At 64.7% G+C, this 15,731-nt stretch carries 16 protein-coding genes and 1 pseudogene; 6 read left to right on the top strand and 11 right to left on the bottom strand.

Annotated elements, in window-relative coordinates; translation table 11 throughout:
- Positions 1-14: 14 nt before the first annotated feature.
- From HDG33_RS09785 to HDG33_RS09775, 3 genes are read right to left on the bottom strand one after another with little or no spacing between them, the layout of a single operon-like run.
- On the bottom strand, positions 15-1,091 hold the full coding sequence (locus HDG33_RS09785) for a lysylphosphatidylglycerol synthase domain-containing protein (protein ID WP_184024852.1): 1,077 nt from the start codon (positions 1,089-1,091) through the stop codon (positions 15-17).
- Positions 1,088-1,903: a 2OG-Fe(II) oxygenase gene (locus tag HDG33_RS09780; protein WP_184024837.1), complete on the bottom strand. Its 816-nt coding sequence runs from the start codon at positions 1,901-1,903 to the stop codon at positions 1,088-1,090. Before HDG33_RS09780 ends, HDG33_RS09785 begins: the two co-directional genes overlap by 4 nt.
- Complete coding sequence (locus HDG33_RS09775) at positions 1,900-2,601, bottom strand: CDP-alcohol phosphatidyltransferase family protein (RefSeq protein WP_184024834.1); 702 nt, start codon at positions 2,599-2,601, stop codon at positions 1,900-1,902. Before HDG33_RS09775 ends, HDG33_RS09780 begins: the two co-directional genes overlap by 4 nt.
- A gap of 240 nt (positions 2,602-2,841) precedes the next feature.
- Between HDG33_RS09775 and HDG33_RS09770 the strand changes: the two genes are divergently transcribed.
- A complete protein-coding gene (locus HDG33_RS09770) occupies positions 2,842-3,273 on the top strand; it encodes a hypothetical protein (protein ID WP_184024831.1) in 432 nt (143 codons plus the stop codon).
- A 176-nt stretch (positions 3,274-3,449) separates the two neighbouring features.
- On the opposite strand, the gene HDG33_RS09765 is transcribed toward HDG33_RS09770, so the two are convergent.
- Positions 3,450-3,971 carry a hypothetical protein gene (locus HDG33_RS09765; protein ID WP_184024828.1) on the bottom strand — a complete coding sequence of 174 codons (522 nt, stop codon included), beginning with the start codon at positions 3,969-3,971 and terminating at the stop codon, positions 3,450-3,452.
- 586 nt (positions 3,972-4,557) lie between these two features.
- On the opposite strand from HDG33_RS09765, the pseudogene HDG33_RS09760 reads away from it, so the two are divergent.
- The 3 genes and pseudogenes from HDG33_RS09760 to HDG33_RS09750 form a co-directional block, all read left to right on the top strand.
- Positions 4,558-5,407, top strand: a pseudogene (locus HDG33_RS09760) (porin); the annotation flags it as partial.
- Between the two features lie 172 nt (positions 5,408-5,579).
- The gene (locus tag HDG33_RS09755) at positions 5,580-6,089 is read left to right on the top strand and encodes a hypothetical protein (RefSeq protein WP_184024825.1); all 510 of its coding nucleotides are present in this window, start codon (positions 5,580-5,582) and stop codon (positions 6,087-6,089) included.
- Between the two features lie 149 nt (positions 6,090-6,238).
- Entirely contained in the window at positions 6,239-6,751 is a 513-nt protein-coding gene (locus HDG33_RS09750) for a metal-dependent hydrolase (RefSeq protein ID WP_184024822.1), read from the top strand.
- A 52-nt stretch (positions 6,752-6,803) separates the two neighbouring features.
- Here the strand turns inward: HDG33_RS09750 and epsC are convergent, their stop codons facing one another.
- Positions 6,804-7,730 carry a serine O-acetyltransferase EpsC gene (gene epsC / locus HDG33_RS09745; protein ID WP_090807303.1) on the bottom strand — a complete coding sequence of 309 codons (927 nt, stop codon included), beginning with the start codon at positions 7,728-7,730 and terminating at the stop codon, positions 6,804-6,806.
- A 147-nt stretch (positions 7,731-7,877) separates the two neighbouring features.
- Positions 7,878-8,111: a hypothetical protein gene (locus HDG33_RS09740; protein ID WP_013092363.1), complete on the bottom strand. Its 234-nt coding sequence runs from the start codon at positions 8,109-8,111 to the stop codon at positions 7,878-7,880.
- Positions 8,112-8,440: 329 nt separating this feature from the next.
- Here HDG33_RS09740 and HDG33_RS09735 point away from each other — a divergent pair, with 329 nt between their 5' ends.
- Positions 8,441-8,893 (top strand): DUF3005 domain-containing protein, encoded by a 453-nt coding sequence (locus HDG33_RS09735; RefSeq protein WP_184024819.1) that lies wholly within the window; start codon positions 8,441-8,443, stop codon positions 8,891-8,893.
- 143 nt (positions 8,894-9,036) lie between these two features.
- The gene (locus HDG33_RS09730; protein WP_184024817.1) at positions 9,037-9,642 is read left to right on the top strand and encodes a short chain dehydrogenase; all 606 of its coding nucleotides are present in this window, start codon (positions 9,037-9,039) and stop codon (positions 9,640-9,642) included.
- Between the two features lie 3 nt (positions 9,643-9,645).
- Here the strand turns inward: HDG33_RS09730 and araD are convergent, their stop codons facing one another.
- The 5 genes from araD to HDG33_RS09705 form a co-directional block, all read right to left on the bottom strand.
- The gene (gene araD / locus HDG33_RS09725) at positions 9,646-11,382 is read right to left on the bottom strand and encodes an L-arabinonate dehydratase (protein WP_184024813.1); all 1,737 of its coding nucleotides are present in this window, start codon (positions 11,380-11,382) and stop codon (positions 9,646-9,648) included.
- A gap of 31 nt (positions 11,383-11,413) precedes the next feature.
- Positions 11,414-12,355 carry an ABC transporter permease gene (locus tag HDG33_RS09720; RefSeq protein WP_184024810.1) on the bottom strand — a complete coding sequence of 314 codons (942 nt, stop codon included), beginning with the start codon at positions 12,353-12,355 and terminating at the stop codon, positions 11,414-11,416.
- Positions 12,355-13,242 carry an ABC transporter permease gene (locus tag HDG33_RS09715; protein ID WP_018423602.1) on the bottom strand — a complete coding sequence of 296 codons (888 nt, stop codon included), beginning with the start codon at positions 13,240-13,242 and terminating at the stop codon, positions 12,355-12,357. Before HDG33_RS09715 ends, HDG33_RS09720 begins: the two co-directional genes overlap by 1 nt.
- Complete coding sequence (locus HDG33_RS09710; RefSeq protein ID WP_184024807.1) at positions 13,239-14,318, bottom strand: ABC transporter ATP-binding protein; 1,080 nt, start codon at positions 14,316-14,318, stop codon at positions 13,239-13,241. Before HDG33_RS09710 ends, HDG33_RS09715 begins: the two co-directional genes overlap by 4 nt.
- A 170-nt stretch (positions 14,319-14,488) precedes the next feature.
- On the bottom strand, positions 14,489-15,658 hold the full coding sequence (locus HDG33_RS09705) for an extracellular solute-binding protein (protein ID WP_184024804.1): 1,170 nt from the start codon (positions 15,656-15,658) through the stop codon (positions 14,489-14,491).
- Positions 15,659-15,731 lie beyond the last annotated feature (73 nt).

Genomic DNA, 15,731 nt, shown 5'->3' with positions numbered 1-15,731 from the left:
AAAAAGTACGGAGGTCAATCGGCAACCGGCACGCGCCGTGGAGCGCGCCGCCGTTGCCAGCTTCGTTCGCTGAAGTGCAATACAAGCAGGCCCGGCAGGCCCAGCAGGAGTTCACGCGCACGCTTGGCGAGCGACAACGCCAGCGCCGCGTCGGGCGGCAAACCCACCAGCGGCGCGAGCAGCAGATAGCCGCCCTCCTGCACGCCGAGCGAGCCCGGGATCATGAAGGCCGCGCCGCGAATCGCCTGGCCGATGCTTTCCAGCAGCAGCGCGTCGATCCAGCCGACCGGATGACCGAGAAAACGCAGCGCGAGCCATACCTCGGCCGTGCCGACGACCCATCCCACGAGGCTCAGCGCAAAGCTCGCCGCCACGCGGCCGCGCTCACGGTACAGCGACTGCACGGCGGCATCGACGGCTTCCGCGCGCGTCATCAGCGACGACCAGTCGCGCTTGCCGAACACCTTCGACACCACGCCCAGCAGCCGGCCGAACAGACCGCGCCGCTGCGCGAAGTAGAACGCGGCGATCAGCGCGCCGAGCACGCCGGTCGCAATCAGCGTTGCGGTGCGCAGGTCGTGCAGCGTGCCGTGCGCGGCGTACGCGCCGAACATCGCGAGGCCACCGAGCGCGAACACGATTTGCGCGAGCGCCTGCCAGGTCGTGCTGACGGTGATCGCGGCGGCCGCGTCGCGCAGCAGCATGCCGCGCTGCGACAGTTGACGCACCATCACCACCGGGCCGCCGATCTGCCCAGCGGGCAGCAGGCTATTCACCGACTCGCCGATCCAGCGCGCGGACAACGCATCGCGCAGCGAGGGTTCGGCTCGCGCGGCGCTCGTCGCGCCGCTGGTTGCACCGCTTGCAGGACCTTCATGCGCGCCGTCACGCGAGCGGTGGTCGCGCTTGAACAGCACGGCGATCGCAGCCGCATCGAGCACGAGCGGCACTACGTGGAACGCGGCGACGACCGCGAGCCCCCAGCCGGCTGCGAGCAAGCTCGACGCCACCGAGCCGAAGCCCTGCCAGGCGAGCAGGCCGACGAACAGCGCCGAGCCGATCGACAGCAGAAGCAGGGCCGCCCGACTCACGCGGCGTCCTTGCCGCGCGAGGCCATCTGACGGAACACCTGGCGGAAACCGAAGTACGCGATCGCGTCCTTCATGTTGGAAACGAAGCGGCGCCACGGCCGCATGCTGGGATCGGTGACGTATTCGAACGTCAGCGACACACGCATCTCGTTCGGCCCGGCCGGCGTGATGCGATGACGCAGCTTGTCGCCATCGAAAAACACGAGGCCGCCCGGCGGAATCTGCACCGAGCCCGGCTGGTCCGGCACCTCCGGATTGCGCGTATGCAGTTCGTAGTCGAGCCGGCACGACGATTCGTCGATCACGCCGAGCAGCAGCGTGTAGCGGCGTCCGTCGTAATACGAAGTATCGTAGTGCCAGCCGATATGGTCGCCGGGGCGCGTGTAGTAGTAGAGCGCGTAGGCGTGCGGATCGTCGGCGGGCGACACCTGCAACTGGTCGCCGCTCAGCTGCTCGAGCCAGCCGATCAACTCCTTCGAGCGATACAGCTCGGCGATGAACGGCGCGAGACGGTCGATCGTATGGCGGCTGACACTGCCGCCCTGCTTGTGACCCGGCAGATAGTTGCGGTTCACTTCGTCGAGCAGCGCGCGCGCGCTGTGTACCAGCTGCGCGGTCACTTCCGGCGCGAGGAAATCGTCCAGATACAGAAATGCGTCCTGCGCGGCGAAGTCTTTACGCAGACGCGCGTTGTCGAACGTGCGGGTACGGCTCGCGACCGCGCGGTCGGCATCGGGCGCGGGCGTGAGCGCCGCCACGGGCGTGCCTGACGACACGGGCGCCATCACGTCGTCTTCGGCGTGCAGATTCATTTGCTGGCCCACTGTTGACGGGATTCAGACGCGCTGGCGGCCTTGGCCGTCCGGCGAGCGCTACGGCGCGCGACGCGCCAGTAGTCGATCACCACCCATACGGCGAACAGCGGCGCGCCGATCGACGCGACCACCACGAACGGCGCGATGACATTCGTCAGCGTGACGATGGGCAGCAGGTACAGCACGTCCTCGGTTTCGAAGCCCCCCATCGACGCCTGCTTCGTGCCGGCCTTGCCGACCATTTCCTCGATCCGCATGCGCAAAAAGAAGATCAGGGCGACCGCGACGCCAGCCACCGCGCCGAGCACGCCGGGCGCGAGCTTCAAAGCGTCGATCTGCGCGCCGCCGACACCGATACCCATGCCGACGAACAGCATCACGGTCACGAGCGCATCACAGGCGAGGTCGTAAAAATGACCGATGCGGCTCGACTTGCCGCCCACTCGCGCGAGTTCGCCGTCCGTGTGATCGACGAAATTCGACAGGACGATCAGCAGTGCGCCCGCATTGGCCCACGCGAAGCCCCCGTGCGCAAGGCACAGCGCGCCTGCGACGCCGATCAGCAGGCGCAGCGTGGTCAAATGGTTCGGGGTGACCCAGGTGTCGACTAGCGGTGTCACGAGCCGGCGGGCGAGCCGGGCGTCCCACGTACGTGGCGGCGGAACGTTGATTGGAGGTCGGGGTTGCGAAGTCATAAGGCGGAAATATATACGGGATTCTGAAAGCTTGCTGTTATGTCATACGTTTCTCTGCAATTTGCAGATGCCGTTCGTGTGTCCGTCACAAAGCGGAATTCACCGAATCGCTGTACAGTGCGAATCCAGTTGTGCCAGTCACGCGGAATCTGTTCGATGTGCAGCACCGCTCGTGCCCTCCGGGGTATGGCGCAGTGGTTGCTAATCCACGACATCGACTGTTGACGCCCGCCTACGCTCATGAACCGTCTCCTTGTCCCTCTGCTGTTTGCCGCCGCCGCCGCGCTGCCCCTTTCCTCGTTCGCCGTGGAGCTCGACGCGCCGCTGACATGCAATGAGAGCGGCCACCAGTTCATTGCCGATCTGATGCAGCAGCAGCTGATCAAACCGAAGCCAAGTCACGTCGAAAGCAACTCGATCAACGCGTTCTCGCCGATGCCCGATGCGCATCTGACCGCGTTCGGTTTCCGCGTATTCGCGGTGGTGGGCTTCGAAAAGGACGACCCGATGTTCCGGGTCGGCGACGGCGAACCGGTCGCGCAGTCCGCGTATGGCGCGGTCGTGTTCGGCAGCGACGACAAGGTTAAAAGCGCGCTTGAAAACGCCGGCAGCACGGCGATCGTGCATCACGTCGCGCCGCTCATCACCGCGATTTTCTGCAAGCGCAGCTAGGGTTTGGCGAGACGTCGTATTCGACCGTTTCGCCACGATCGTCGATATCTTCGACCACGAGCCAGTTCGAGTGGCCAGTGAAATAGCAGCGCCGCTCTGCCAGCTGCGCCATGATCGCCGGCAGTGTCAGCGACCAGCGGATCCGATCACAACGCAACCGCGCCTACAACCGCCACTTACCCCGGCCGACGAAACTCGTTTGCCACCCACGCCGCGGCGCTCGCCTTGCTGAGCTTGAACGTCGGCGCAACCTGCACTTGCGCGATCTGCTCGCCGAAAATATCGAGCGCGCTCAACAGTGCGTACGGCTCGTCTTCGTCGGGGACGATGTCGAGCGTGATGTCGAGTTCGTCGTTGCCGTCCGCGCTCGGCACGCGCACCGTCTTGTGGAGTTGCGCGCGCAGCTGCTGCTCGTGACGACGCAGCACTTCCGCCGCGGTTTTCACGAGCGTGTTGAACGCCGATACGTCGAGCGGCTTGGGATCCTTCTTGTTGCGGCCCATCGTCCACGGTCCGACGAGCGCAGGCTCCGCCTCGCCGTCCTTGATCATTTCGACGGCCCAGCCTTCGTCGTCTTCGTTCTTGATGATGCGCGCGGTCCAGCCGTTGTCGCGCCACAGACGTTCTTCATGCACGCTGTCGTCCGGTCCGAGGAACTCGGCATTCGTGTCGGTCGAGGGAAAAGGCGTGTCGGTCATCACAGGTTCACTCACTTCGCGGGGCGCACAAACAGATTTCGAACCCGCGATTCTACCTGCCCAGCCCGCTTGGCCCTGCTCGCTCTGACGAACGGACAAGGCGCGTTCGGAACGGCGCCGCCGCTCAACGCGCAAAAAGTTATATTTACCTACGCGACGATTTATAAATCCACTTTAAATGTCAGATAAAAAAACGCGGCCCGAAAGCCGCGTGTAAAAATGAAAAAGACACCCTTTGGTCGAAGGGGTCTATCAAAATTATAAGTGGCATCCCCCCTCGATTTAAGGCTTTCTTCGAAAGACTGCATTGCGCAAAACCGTGGGAATCAGCGCACAGGCCTCGTCCGCTTTCCCCTTGTGCTCGCCGCGAGGCCTTGAGCCGTTACCGCCCGACAACAGCCCCTGACTTGACAGCGCGTCCCGCCATTCATCGTTAAAAATAATTTCCTTTTGCGGACCTGCACTTACGCGATTAATTCACATAATCCCGGATTCGAAAATAAACCGTTGTAAGGCGCGCAATTAAATATCCGCATAGCGGCAATTACACTTCGCTGCGAATCGACAGTCAACGGGGCGCAAGCAGCAGCTCGGTCACAGCAACTGGCAGCAGGGCAGCGGCTCGCTGTCGAACACCTACTTTGGTCTGTGCGGCAGCGAGGACCTCGGCGGCGGTCTGCATGCGAAACAATCTAGCGGCCCACCCGTTTGATAACGACAACCTGGCCAGCACCTTCTCGATCAAGAACGCCGTCAAGTACTCGAGCGCGAACTACGCGGGCCTGACGTTCGGCGGCCTGTACGGTTTCAGCAACGCGGCCGGCCAGTTCGCGAACAATCGCGCATGGAACGCGGGCGCTTCGTACGACAACGGTCCGTTGAGCTTCGCCACCGCTTATCTGCAGTTGAACAACTCGGGCAGCTCCAACCTGAACGGCGCCGTGTCGCAAGGCGACGGCACCGCGGCGATCGCGGCCGGTCTGCAACCCACGTTCGGCGCAGGCATCAACTATTCGTACGGGCCGGCTACCGCGGGCTTCGTCTACACGCACACGCAACTTGACGGCATCATCGGCGTGAACGTCGGCGGCGCGATGCTGCCGGGCCTCGCGGGCACCAACCTGCATCTGGACAACTACGACGTGAACGGCCGTTATGCGCTGACGCCGGCATTGAGCGTCGCCTCGTCGTACACGTTCACCGACGGCAAGATGAGTGGTTCGAACGGCTCGGGCGATCCGAACTGGCACACCGCGTCGCTGCAGGGCGATGACTCACTGAGCAAGCGCACCGACGTGTACCTCGAAGGCGTGTACCAGCATGCATCGGGCGAACTCGGCGAGTTCGGCGCGAACGTCGCGGCGATCAATACGCTGGCGCCGTCGTCGACCGGCAACCAGGTCGCCGCGGCAGTCGGTCTGCGCCATCGCTTCTGACGGCGCTTCTCACCACGCTTTTCATGCAGGCATTGCGCCGCGCGGCCATCCCCGCGTGGCGCGGTCGAACCCACGCGACACGATCACGTTCGGGTATTTTCATGGGCCTTACGGTTTGCCGTCAGACCAATAAACGCATGGCCGCGCTAGTGGCTAGTGACTACGTCGACACATGCTCGGTATACTGCCCCGGCCGCCGTGCGACGCCGCGAAACCGCGCCGCCTGCGCGGCAGCTTCGTCGCGAAGCATCGCGCTGTACGTCAGCGCATCGCGCTTCGCCCGTGCCTCACCTTCCCATGCATGACCGGGAATGCCGACGATCGGATCATGAAAAGACTTCTCCTGCTTGCCCCAGCTGTCGCCCTCACCGCCACCCTCGCCGCTTGCGGTTCGTCGGGCGGCCCCGCGCGCGATGCGTCCGCACCGCTCGTGTACGTGTCGTCGTCACGCACGCCTGCGTCCATCGCCGCCTGCCTCGAAGAACGTCTGCCGCGCGTGCGCACCTCGCACGCCGGCGCGGCGACCGAACTTGCGGTCGGTGCCGATTCGCACAACTCGTACTTCGTCACGCTGACCCCGCTCAACGGCAACACGGTCATCAAGGTCGTGCATCCGGCCAATGCGCCCGACGATCCGCCCGAAGAGGAGATGCGCTTCGATATCGCGCGCTGCGCGACCTGAGCAGCGCGGCGCGCCTGGACGCCGACCGCGTCATGCACGGAAGGCCGATGCGCGAATTTTTATCTCGCACATCGGCTATTTTTTTACGCGCTCATCTGCGAACATAGCCGCCCTTTGTTTTTCGCGCGGCACGTGTGCCGCGAGGTTCGATGGCATCCAGCAAAGCGCATCATGCGACCGGTTTCGCAGCCGGCATCATCGCGGCGGCGATCGTCGCGCGCAGCGGCGGCGGTCCGTTTCATGCTGGCGTGCTGCTGAGCTTCATCGCCGGCGTGGCCGGCAGCACCGCGCCGGACTGGCTCGAAGTCGCATGGTGGTCGCGCGCGCGGCGGCTGTGGATCACGCATCGCACGTTGACGCATTGGGGCATCGGCTGGCTCGCGCTGCTCGCGGTGTCGTATCACACGCTCGGACATTCGATCTTCGCGGCGCCCGCGTTCGGCTTCGCGTGCGGCGGCCTGATGCATCTGCTCGCCGACTGGCCGAATCCGCTCGGCGTGCCGTGGATCGCCGGGCGACATTCGTTGAATCTATGGAATAGCGGGCACTGCGATCTGATCGTCGTCGCGGCGTCCTGGGCGGCCGCGTGGCTTATCGGCGAGCACGTGTGGCTGCATGGCATGCATGCGTTGCCGTGGTTGCGCCATTGGCCGATCGGCTAGGCGCAGCGCGATGCTATCGGCCCGGCGTGCGGGCGCGGCGGCTAGCCGTGCATCATTGCCGTCCGTTGTCGGTGCGCTCTCCTTCGCGGACCTTGCCTTGCGATACGCTGCTGCCCGGCGGCACGCTATGCGTGAGCCACACGTTGCCGCCGATCACCGACCCGCGCCCGATCGTCACGCGTCCGAGAATCGTCGCGCCCGCGTAGATCACGACATCGTCCTCGACGATCGGATGCCGGGCGTTGCCCTTGATCAGCGTACCGTCCTCATCGGCCGCGAAGCTCTTCGCGCCGAGCGTGACCGCCTGGTACACGCGCACGCGCTCGCCGATGATCGCTGTCTCGCCGATCACCACGCCGGTGCCGTGATCGATGAAGAAGCTCGGCCCGATCGTCGCGCCCGGGTGAATGTCGATGCCGGTCGCCGAGTGCGCGATCTCGTTGATGAAGCGCGCGAGCAGCGGCACGCCGAGCCGATGCAGCGCATGCGCGAGCCGATGATGCGTCATCGCCCACACGCCCGGATAGCACAGCAGGATTTCGGTGATGTGCTGCGCGGCGGGGTCGCCGGTGTACGCAGCCTGGATGTCGCTGACGAGCAGCGCGCGTATGCCCGCCAGCTGCGTCGCGAACTCGCGCGCCACCGCGAACGCGCGCTCCCGCAACTCGGCGTCCGGCGTCTCGCCGAACTCGGGCAGGAAGCGCAGCGCGCGGCGAATCTGTTCGGCGAGCAGCCGCAACGTGCTTTCGAGCGTGTGGCCGACGTAGTAGTCGACCGTTTCGTCGGTTAGATCGGGCGCGCCGTAATGCGTCGGAAACATCGCGGCGCGCAGACCGGCCACGATATTGACCACCGCTTCGCGCGATGGCAATTCGCGAATGCCGAGCGGATGCCGCGTGCGATGCAATTGCTCGCGCGAGGCGCGCAGGTCGGCGACGATCTGTTCAAGGCCCCAGTTATGGGAAGGCTCATTGGGCATAAGGGACGGCGCCGTGCGGCGTGCACGGTTCGAAGTGGTTATCGAGCAGAGATTACCGCGTTTTAACGGTGCCCGCCCGGCAGCGTGCAGGTCGGCTCGGATTCATTGCGTCGACGTGCACTGGCACGCACGCATCGTTTCCTGACTTCAGATAGTCAGACTGCTCGCGTCGATCCAGCGCACTGCCCAATCGCGCGCGTGCGCGATGGCGGCGGCTTCGTCGGAGAAGCGCAGTTCCGTGGGAAAGAAACGGTTAGCGACCAGTTCGCCGTCGCTCGAGCGCGAGATCACCACATACGGTTGCCAGGAGCCGTCGCCCGAGCGCGCCGGTTCGCAATTCAGAAGATAGCCGCGATGTGTGAATGCAGCATCGAAGTGCATGAGTCACCCGCCCCTGAAGCCCCGTAACATTTTCTCAGTCGCGCGGCCATTTGTTTGTTAGTTTTTCCGACCATGCTGGAACAGCCGGAGCATGCCGCCAATTTATCCGCGCGTCGGTCGCAGGAGTAAGATGATACTCTGTAGAAAATACGCGTCCATTAAAAAAAACGAAATGAATCGCGGACGTCATCGCCATTCAATCGCGAGGCAACGCCACTCGCATCGAAGGATGGCGGACAACGCATCGCGACTCTCGCGCACCGCGGCGCCGTGTCAGTCGGAACGGCTTTTGCTCTTTTCTTCGAATGTCCGCTTCAGGAGAATGCACGATGAACAGCGCGATCAGCAAACCCGAAAACGCCGGTACGAAACCGGACCCGAAGGACCCACGAAGCACGGACCTGCACAACGACCGCACGCACGACAGCACGGTCGACACCGACGGCAAGAACCGCGAAGCGGCCCGTCTGGCGGGCCACGGCGCGATCTCACCCGACGCGGTCACGACCAGCAATGCGACGCTCGACAACAGCGTGCCCGAGTCGCTCGATGGCATGGCCGGCTTCGACAGCAGGGTCGGCGGCAACCACCTGCTGCTCGCGCTCGAGCCGGGCTACTCGGTGATCGACAAGGGCATGGCCGAGCCGCTCGACGTCTACTCGGCCGACCATCAGTACGACGACCCGCGTCCGGTCGGACAGCGCCACGATCGTGGCCGCATTCACTATGCGCTCAATCATTTGCGGCCTGCGCGCGTAATCGAATTACATCGGGTGAAATAGGCGCGCGCGTATCATCCCTTTATACGCGCGCGTTTGAATTACCGGGTTTATTCCGATTTATCAGGCAATCACGCAGCACGCACTGTTTTATTCTGGTGCGTGCTTTGCTTGGTTTAACGTGGGTTCGTTTAACGGAGTTGCGGATGAAAAGAATCGTCGTCATCGGTGCCACGGGCACGCTGGGCCAGGCGATCCGCGCGGAGCTGAAGGCGCGTCACGAAGTGATCGAGGTGGGCGCGACGCGCGGGCAATATCACGTCGATAGCACGGACCCGGCGAGCGTCGAGCGGCTGTTTCGCGACATCGGCAAGGTGGACGGCGTCGTCACCGCGACCGGCAAGGTGCATTTCGGTCCGCTGGAGCAGATGAGCATCGAGCAGTTCCGGGTCGGGCTCCGCGACAAGCTGATGGGCCAGATCAACGTCGTATTCGCGGCGCTGCCGTATGTGAACGACGGCGGATCGTTCACGTTGACGAGCGGCATTCTGGGCGACGAGCCGATCCCGCAGGGAGCGAGCGCGACGACCGTCAATCTCGCGCTCGAGGGCTTCGTGCGCGGCGCCGCGATCGAACTGCCGCGCGGGCTGCGCATCAACGTGGTGAGTCCGACCGTGCTGACCGAGTCGATGGAAGCTTACGCGCCGTTCTTTCGCGGCTTCGAGCCCGTCAGCGCGCAACGCGCGGCGCTTGCTTATCTGCGCAGTGTGGAAGGGGCGCAGACGGGGCGCGTGTATCGCGTGGGGTATTGAACCTCAGTGAATCTCCGGCTCGCCCGAGCTATCGGGACTTACGCCGCCGCGCTGCAGGAAGTCGAAATCGCAGCCTTGATCCGCCTGCATCACGTGCGCCTGATGCAGGGCGCCATAGCCGCGCTCGAAGCGCGCAGCGGGTTTGACCCACGCGGCCTTGCGGCGCGCGAGTTCTTCGTCCGATACCAGCAGATTCAGCCTGCGGCGCGGCACATCGAGCTCGATCAGATCGCCGCTTCGCACCAACGCCAGCGGCCCACCGACGAATGCCTCGGGCGCCGCGTGCAGCACGCACGCGCCATAGCTCGTGCCGCTCATCCGCGCGTCAGAGATGCGCACCATGTCGCGCACGCCTTTTTGCAGCAGCTTGCGCGGAATCGGCAGTTGACCCCATTCGGGCATGCCCGCGCCGACCGGCCCCGCGTGCTGCAGCACGAGCACGCAGCTTTCGTCGATGTCGAGCGCGTCGTCGTCGATGCGCGCGGCCATGTCGTCGTAGTCGCTGAACACGACCGCACGGCCCGTATGCACGAGCAGATGCGGCTCGGCCGCGCCCGGCTTGATCACGGCGCCGTCGGGCGCGAGATTGCCGCGCAGCACCGCGAGGCTGCTGTCGCGCAGTAGCGGATTCGTGCGGCGGCGGATCACGTCGTCGTTGAAAATGCGCGCGCCGGCAAGGTTCTCGCCGAGCGTGCGGCCGTTCACGGTTTTCTGCGAGCCGTCGATCAGTTCGCCCAGTTCCGCGAGCAGCCCGCGCAAACCGCCCGCGTAGAAAAAGTCCTCCATCAGATAGGCGCCGGTCGGTCTGATGTTCGCGAGCACGGGCGTGCGGCGCGCGATCTCGTCGAAGCGGTCGAGCGTCAACTCGATGCCCGCGCGCCGTGCAAGCGCGATCATATGCACGACCGAATTGGTCGACCCGGACAGCGCGACACAAGTCGTCACCGCGTTATCGACCGATGCCGCCGTGATCAGGTCCGACGGCTTCAGATCCTCCCACACCATCTCGACGATACGCATGCCGGTTTTCGCGGCCATCTGCGCATGCCGCGAATCGGGCGCGGGAATCGACGCGAAGCCGGGCAGCGTGAAGCCCAGCGCTTCGGCCGCGCTCGTCATCGTCGATGCGGTGCCCATCGTCATGCAGTGACCGGGCGAGCGCGCGATGCCACCCTCGACGCCCTGCCAGTCGTCCGGCGTCAGCGTGCCCGCGCGCAGTTCGGCCCAGTAGCGCCACGAATCGGAACCCGAGCCGAGCGTCACGCCGTTCCAGTTGCCGCGCAGCATCGGGCCGGCAGGCAGAAAGATGGCGGGCAGATCCATCGAGATCGCGCCCATCAACAAAGCGGGCGTGGTCTTGTCGCAGCCGCCCATCAACACGACGCCGTCGGCGGGATACGAGCGCAGCATCTCCTCGGCTTCCATCGCGAGGAAATTGCGGTACAGCATCGTGGTGGGCTTCTGGAACGGCTCGGACAGCGTCTGCACAGGCAGCTCGATCGGAAAGCCGCCGGCCTGCCAGATGCCGCGTTTCACTTCCTCGACGCGCTGCTTGAAATGCGTGTGGCACGGATTGATCTCGCTCCACGTGTTCAGAATCGCGATGACCGGCTTGCCCGCGTATTCGTCGCGGTTGTAGCCCATCTGCGCGGTGCGCGAGCGGTGGCCGAACGAACGCAGATCGTTCGCGCCGTACCAGCGATGACTACGCAATTCCTCGGGGGTCTTTCTCTTCGTCAACGTCTACTCCACGATTGGCGCTGACCATGCGTCAGCGCCTCTGTTCTTTCACGCGGGACACGATCTGCGTCGGGCTCACGAATTGTAGTGCGATCAGCACCCAGATCAACGTGATCGCCATATAGATCATCGCCATCGCATCGATCGATTGCGGCGCGCGCACGCCGGTCGAAAACACAGCGTAGTACAACGCGACCACCAGCGTTTGCGTGGCCGGACCGGCCGTAAAAAACGTCAGCTCGAACATGCCGATCGTGCGCACCAGCACGAGCAGCCCCGCCGCCAGCATGCCCGGCACGAGCAGCGGCAGCAGCACGTAACGGAAATAGCGGAACGTGTTCGCGCCGAAAATGCGCGCGGCCGCTTCGAGATTCGGATCGATCTGCTCGATGAACGGCGTCATCACCAGAATCACGAACGGCAGCGCCGGTACCAGATTCGCAAGAATCACGCCCCATAGCGTCCCGGCGAGTCCGACCTTGTACATCGCGGTCGCCATCGGAATGCCGTAGGTGACGGGCGGCACCATCAACGGCAGCAGAAAGATCAGCATCGCAAGGCGCTTGCCGCGGAATTGCACGCGCGCGAGCGCATACGCAGCCGGCACGCCGAGCAGCACCGACAGCAACACGACCGCGCCGACCACCTGCACGGTCACCCACAGCACGCTCGCGAGCTGGAAGTCGCTCCACGCCTGCGCATACCAGTGCAACGTGAAGCCTTGCGGCAACGCGGTGCCGAACCAGCGCGTCGCGATCGAATTCACCGCGACGGTCGCAATCAGCAGCACGACGTTGATCAGGAAGAACGCCATCACGGCCCACACCAGCACCTGCCAGATGCGGCCCGGCAGATTCGCGCGCTGACGCGCACGTTGCGCTGGCTCGCGGGCGCCGTCGCCCGGCTGAGGCGCCGCGGAAGCGGAGGTGGACGCGGACCAGTCGGGCCGCGTCGCGCGACGATCGGTCGTCATCAGCCTTTGCCTCCCGTTACGGGACCACGATAGAACCAGCGGCGCGCGCCGAGCAGCGCGGCGACCACCAGCAGTTGCACGAAGCCCATCACCATCGCGATCGCCGATGCGAGCGAATAGTCGTAGCTCTCGAACGCGGCTTCGGCCGCGGCAATCGACATCACGCGCGTCGGACCCGCGGGCGCGCCGAGCAGCACCGCCGACGGAAACACCGAGAACGCCTGCACGAACGACAGACACGCGGCCATCGTGAGCCCCGGCACGAGCAGCGGCAGATAGATGCGGCGAAACTGCTGCCACGGACTCGCGCCGAGCGTCGCGGCCGCGCTTGCGAGCGTCGGGTCGATGCCGGTCACGTACGACAGCGTCAGCAGAAACGCGAACGGAAAGCCCGACACGATCAGCGACAGCAACACGCCCGTGAAGTTGTGCGTGAGCCGCACCTCTTGGGTGTACAGATGCAGCGCCTGCAACGCCTGCGGCAGCCAGCCGTGCGGACCGAAGTACGTGAGCATGCCGTCGGCGATCAGCACGGTGCCGAGCGTCACCGGGATCACCAACAGCGTCGTGACGATCTTCTGATACCGCGAGTAGCGGCGCAGCGCGAACGCGACTGGCACCGACACGCCGACGTTGATCAGCGTGGCCGGCACCGACAGCTTCAGCGTAACGAGAATCGTCGGCCACATCGACGTGTCGGTGAAGAACGTCAGATAGTTGGCCCACACGCCGCCGCCGTTCATCGGCCGGAACGACAGCGCGAGACCATACGCGAACGGATAGATGAACAGCGCGACGATAAAGAGCAGCGCGGGCGCGACGAGCCAGGCCTTGGCATCGCGCGGCGCGCGAGACGTAAGCGGGGGGACAAGCGTCGGCGTGTTCATGCGGCCTCGGCGTCGTAGACGAGCACGCACGACGGCCGCACGCGCAGCGTGATGCGCTCGCCCTCCGCGCATTCACCGGTCACGCGCGCCCACACGTCGCCGAACGCGGTCTTCACGCGCAGCAGCGAATCGTGGCCGCCATACTCGACCGCGTCGATCAGCGCCTCGAACGCGTTGTCGGCGCCGGGCTCGGCGCGCTCCATGTCTTCGGGGCGCAGCGCGACACTCACGCGTTTGCCGTCGAAGCCGGCCATCGGCGTGCCGATGAGCCGCACGCCGTTAGCGCTGACCACGACGCCATCGCCTTGCATGCCCTCCAGCGTGAACTCGGCGACATTGCGATAACCCATGAAGCGCGCGACATGCAGATTGCGCGGCCGCGTATAGACCTCCTTCGGCCTCGCGACCTGCTGCACGACGCCCTCCCTCATCACGACGATGCGATCGGCCATCGACAGCGCTTCGTCCTGATCATGCGTCACGTACAGCGTCGCGCGTTCGAGCTGCGTATGGATGCGGCGAATTTCCGCGCGCATTTCGATGCGCAGCTTCGTATCGAGATTCGACAGCGGCTCGTCCATCAGGATCAGCGGCGGCTCGATCACGATCGCACGCGCGATCGCGACACGCTGCTGCTGGCCACCGGACAATTGGCCGGGCAGCTTGTGCTCATGACCGGTCAGTTGCACCAGTTTCAAGGCCTCGCGTGCACGGCGCGCGATCTCGCTTCTGCCGACGCCGCGCATTTTCAGCCCGAAGCCGACGTTCTCCAGCACGCTCATATGCGGAAACAGCGCGTAGTTCTGGAACACCATGCCGAAGCCGCGCTTTTCCGGCGGCAGCACGTCGATGCGCCGCTCGTCGAGCCAGATGCCGCCGCCGGTGAGCGGCTGCAATCCGGCGATGCAGTTCAGCGCCGTCGATTTGCCACAACCCGACGGCCCCAGCAGCGCGATGAACTCGCCGCGCCGGATCGTCAGATCGAGACCCTGCAGCGCGGCGATCGCGTGGCCTTGCGCGTTGGTGAAACTGCGGCTCACCGAATCGAGCCGCAACTGCTCAAAGTGATGCTTCATGGCGGTTTCCTGATCCGCGTGAGGCGACGGATATCGCGAGTGCCGCGCGTGCGGTGGGCGCGGCGCATCAGGCAGTTAAGCCGAGGCGCGTGATCGCTGAAAACATGCAGCGCGGCGGTGCCTCACGCCGCGCTGCGTTTCGCCTCGTTTTCCGTCGCAATGGAGAAGGCCTAACGGGTCTTCTGCGCGCCGATGTCGCTATCCCACTTCCTGAAGGCGGCGACCATCGCTGCTGCATTCAGCGGCAAAGCATGCGGACGATCGGCCAACAACTTCGCGTATTCGGGCCGGCCATACTTTTGCAGTACCTCCTGGCTATGCGCGGGCGCCTGCTCGACGGAGACGCCCTTGATCGCGGGGCCAGGATAGAAGTAGCCGTCGTCGTAGGTCAGCGCCTGCTGCGCGGGCTCCAGCATGAAGTTCATCATCTTGTACAGCACGTCGAGCTTTTCCTTCGGCACGCCCTTCGGGACCACCATGTAGTGCGCGTCGTTGACCCACGTCATGTTGTCGAACGGCTGTACGCGGAATTCGGCCGGCACGATGCCGAGCGCGCGCGGATTGATATCCCAGCCGGTCACGGTCACGGTCATGTCGCGCGTGCCTTCGCCCAGTTCCTTCATCACCGCCGAGGTACCGCCCGGATAGTACGGTATGCAGTCGTTCAACTGCTTCAGGAACGCCCACGTCTTGTCCCAGCCGTGCACCGGGTCCTGCGGGTCCTTGTCGCCGAGCACGTAGGGCAAGCCCATCAGGAACGTGCGGCCAGGACCGGAATTGGCCGGCCGCGCGTAGATCAGCTTGTCGGGGTGGGCCTTGCACCATTGCAGCAGTTGCTCGGGTGTCTTCGGCGGATCGCTGACCTTGGCCGGGTTGTATTCGAGCAGCGGACCAGCCGGCATATACGCGACCTCGAGCCCGTAGCCTTGCGCGAGATCCTGCATCTTGCGCGGGCCCGGCGCGTACTTGTCGAGCACGCCGGGGAACTGCGCCGCGTTGTCGGGCAGCAGCTTGATCCACAGGTTCTGTTCGATGCCGGCCGCGAGCGCGTCGGTGCCGGTCAAAACGAGGTCGATGTCGGAGCGGCCCGCGGCCTGCATCGCCTTGATCTTGCCGGGCAATTGCGGCGCGGGCGCGTTCGTGAACGTGATGTTCGCGACGAGATTCGGATTCTTCGCCTTGAACGCCTCGAAGCCCTTCTGCGTGAGTTGAAGATCGCCGGCCACGTCGACGATATTGATCGTGACCGGATCGGCCGCGTGCGCGGCAAGGGTGAACGCCGCGCTCGCGGCGATACAGACGGATACCAGCTTGAACGACAACCTGTGCGAAACAGTCATTGCGTCTCCTCGCTTCTTGGTATGGAAGCCCGCTGGTCGATGCGTTGCGGGCGGTGTCTTTCTACCAAGGGAA

It is taken from the genome of Paraburkholderia sp. Cpub6, from assembly GCF_014201065.1.
GTDB lineage: Bacteria > Pseudomonadota > Gammaproteobacteria > Burkholderiales > Burkholderiaceae > Paraburkholderia > Paraburkholderia tuberum.
Note: the sequence above shows the minus strand (reverse complement) of the source record. Positions and strands in the feature narration are given on the sequence as shown.

Excerpts from the sequence above, each read along its gene's own strand:
- HDG33_RS09730 (WP_184024817.1), top strand. The coding sequence starts at position 9,037 with ATGAAAAGAATCGTCGTCATCGGTGCCACGGGCACGCTGGGCCAGGCG.
- HDG33_RS09740 (WP_013092363.1), bottom strand. The coding sequence starts at position 8,111 with ATGCACTTCGATGCTGCATTCACACATCGCGGCTATCTTCTGAATTGC.
- HDG33_RS09705 (WP_184024804.1), bottom strand. The coding sequence starts at position 15,658 with ATGACTGTTTCGCACAGGTTGTCGTTCAAGCTGGTATCCGTCTGTATC.
- HDG33_RS09715 (WP_018423602.1), bottom strand. The coding sequence starts at position 13,242 with ATGAACACGCCGACGCTTGTCCCCCCGCTTACGTCTCGCGCGCCGCGC.
- HDG33_RS09710 (WP_184024807.1), bottom strand. The coding sequence starts at position 14,318 with ATGAAGCATCACTTTGAGCAGTTGCGGCTCGATTCGGTGAGCCGCAGT.
- HDG33_RS09755 (WP_184024825.1), top strand. The coding sequence starts at position 5,580 with ATGCTCGGTATACTGCCCCGGCCGCCGTGCGACGCCGCGAAACCGCGC.
- epsC (WP_090807303.1), bottom strand. The coding sequence starts at position 7,730 with ATGCCCAATGAGCCTTCCCATAACTGGGGCCTTGAACAGATCGTCGCC.
- HDG33_RS09750 (WP_184024822.1), top strand. The coding sequence starts at position 6,239 with ATGGCATCCAGCAAAGCGCATCATGCGACCGGTTTCGCAGCCGGCATC.
- HDG33_RS09720 (WP_184024810.1), bottom strand. The coding sequence starts at position 12,355 with ATGACGACCGATCGTCGCGCGACGCGGCCCGACTGGTCCGCGTCCACC.
- HDG33_RS09770 (WP_184024831.1), top strand. The coding sequence starts at position 2,842 with ATGAACCGTCTCCTTGTCCCTCTGCTGTTTGCCGCCGCCGCCGCGCTG.
- HDG33_RS09735 (WP_184024819.1), top strand. The coding sequence starts at position 8,441 with ATGAACAGCGCGATCAGCAAACCCGAAAACGCCGGTACGAAACCGGAC.
- HDG33_RS09765 (WP_184024828.1), bottom strand. The coding sequence starts at position 3,971 with ATGACCGACACGCCTTTTCCCTCGACCGACACGAATGCCGAGTTCCTC.
- HDG33_RS09775 (WP_184024834.1), bottom strand. The coding sequence starts at position 2,601 with ATGACTTCGCAACCCCGACCTCCAATCAACGTTCCGCCGCCACGTACG.
- HDG33_RS09780 (WP_184024837.1), bottom strand. The coding sequence starts at position 1,903 with ATGAATCTGCACGCCGAAGACGACGTGATGGCGCCCGTGTCGTCAGGC.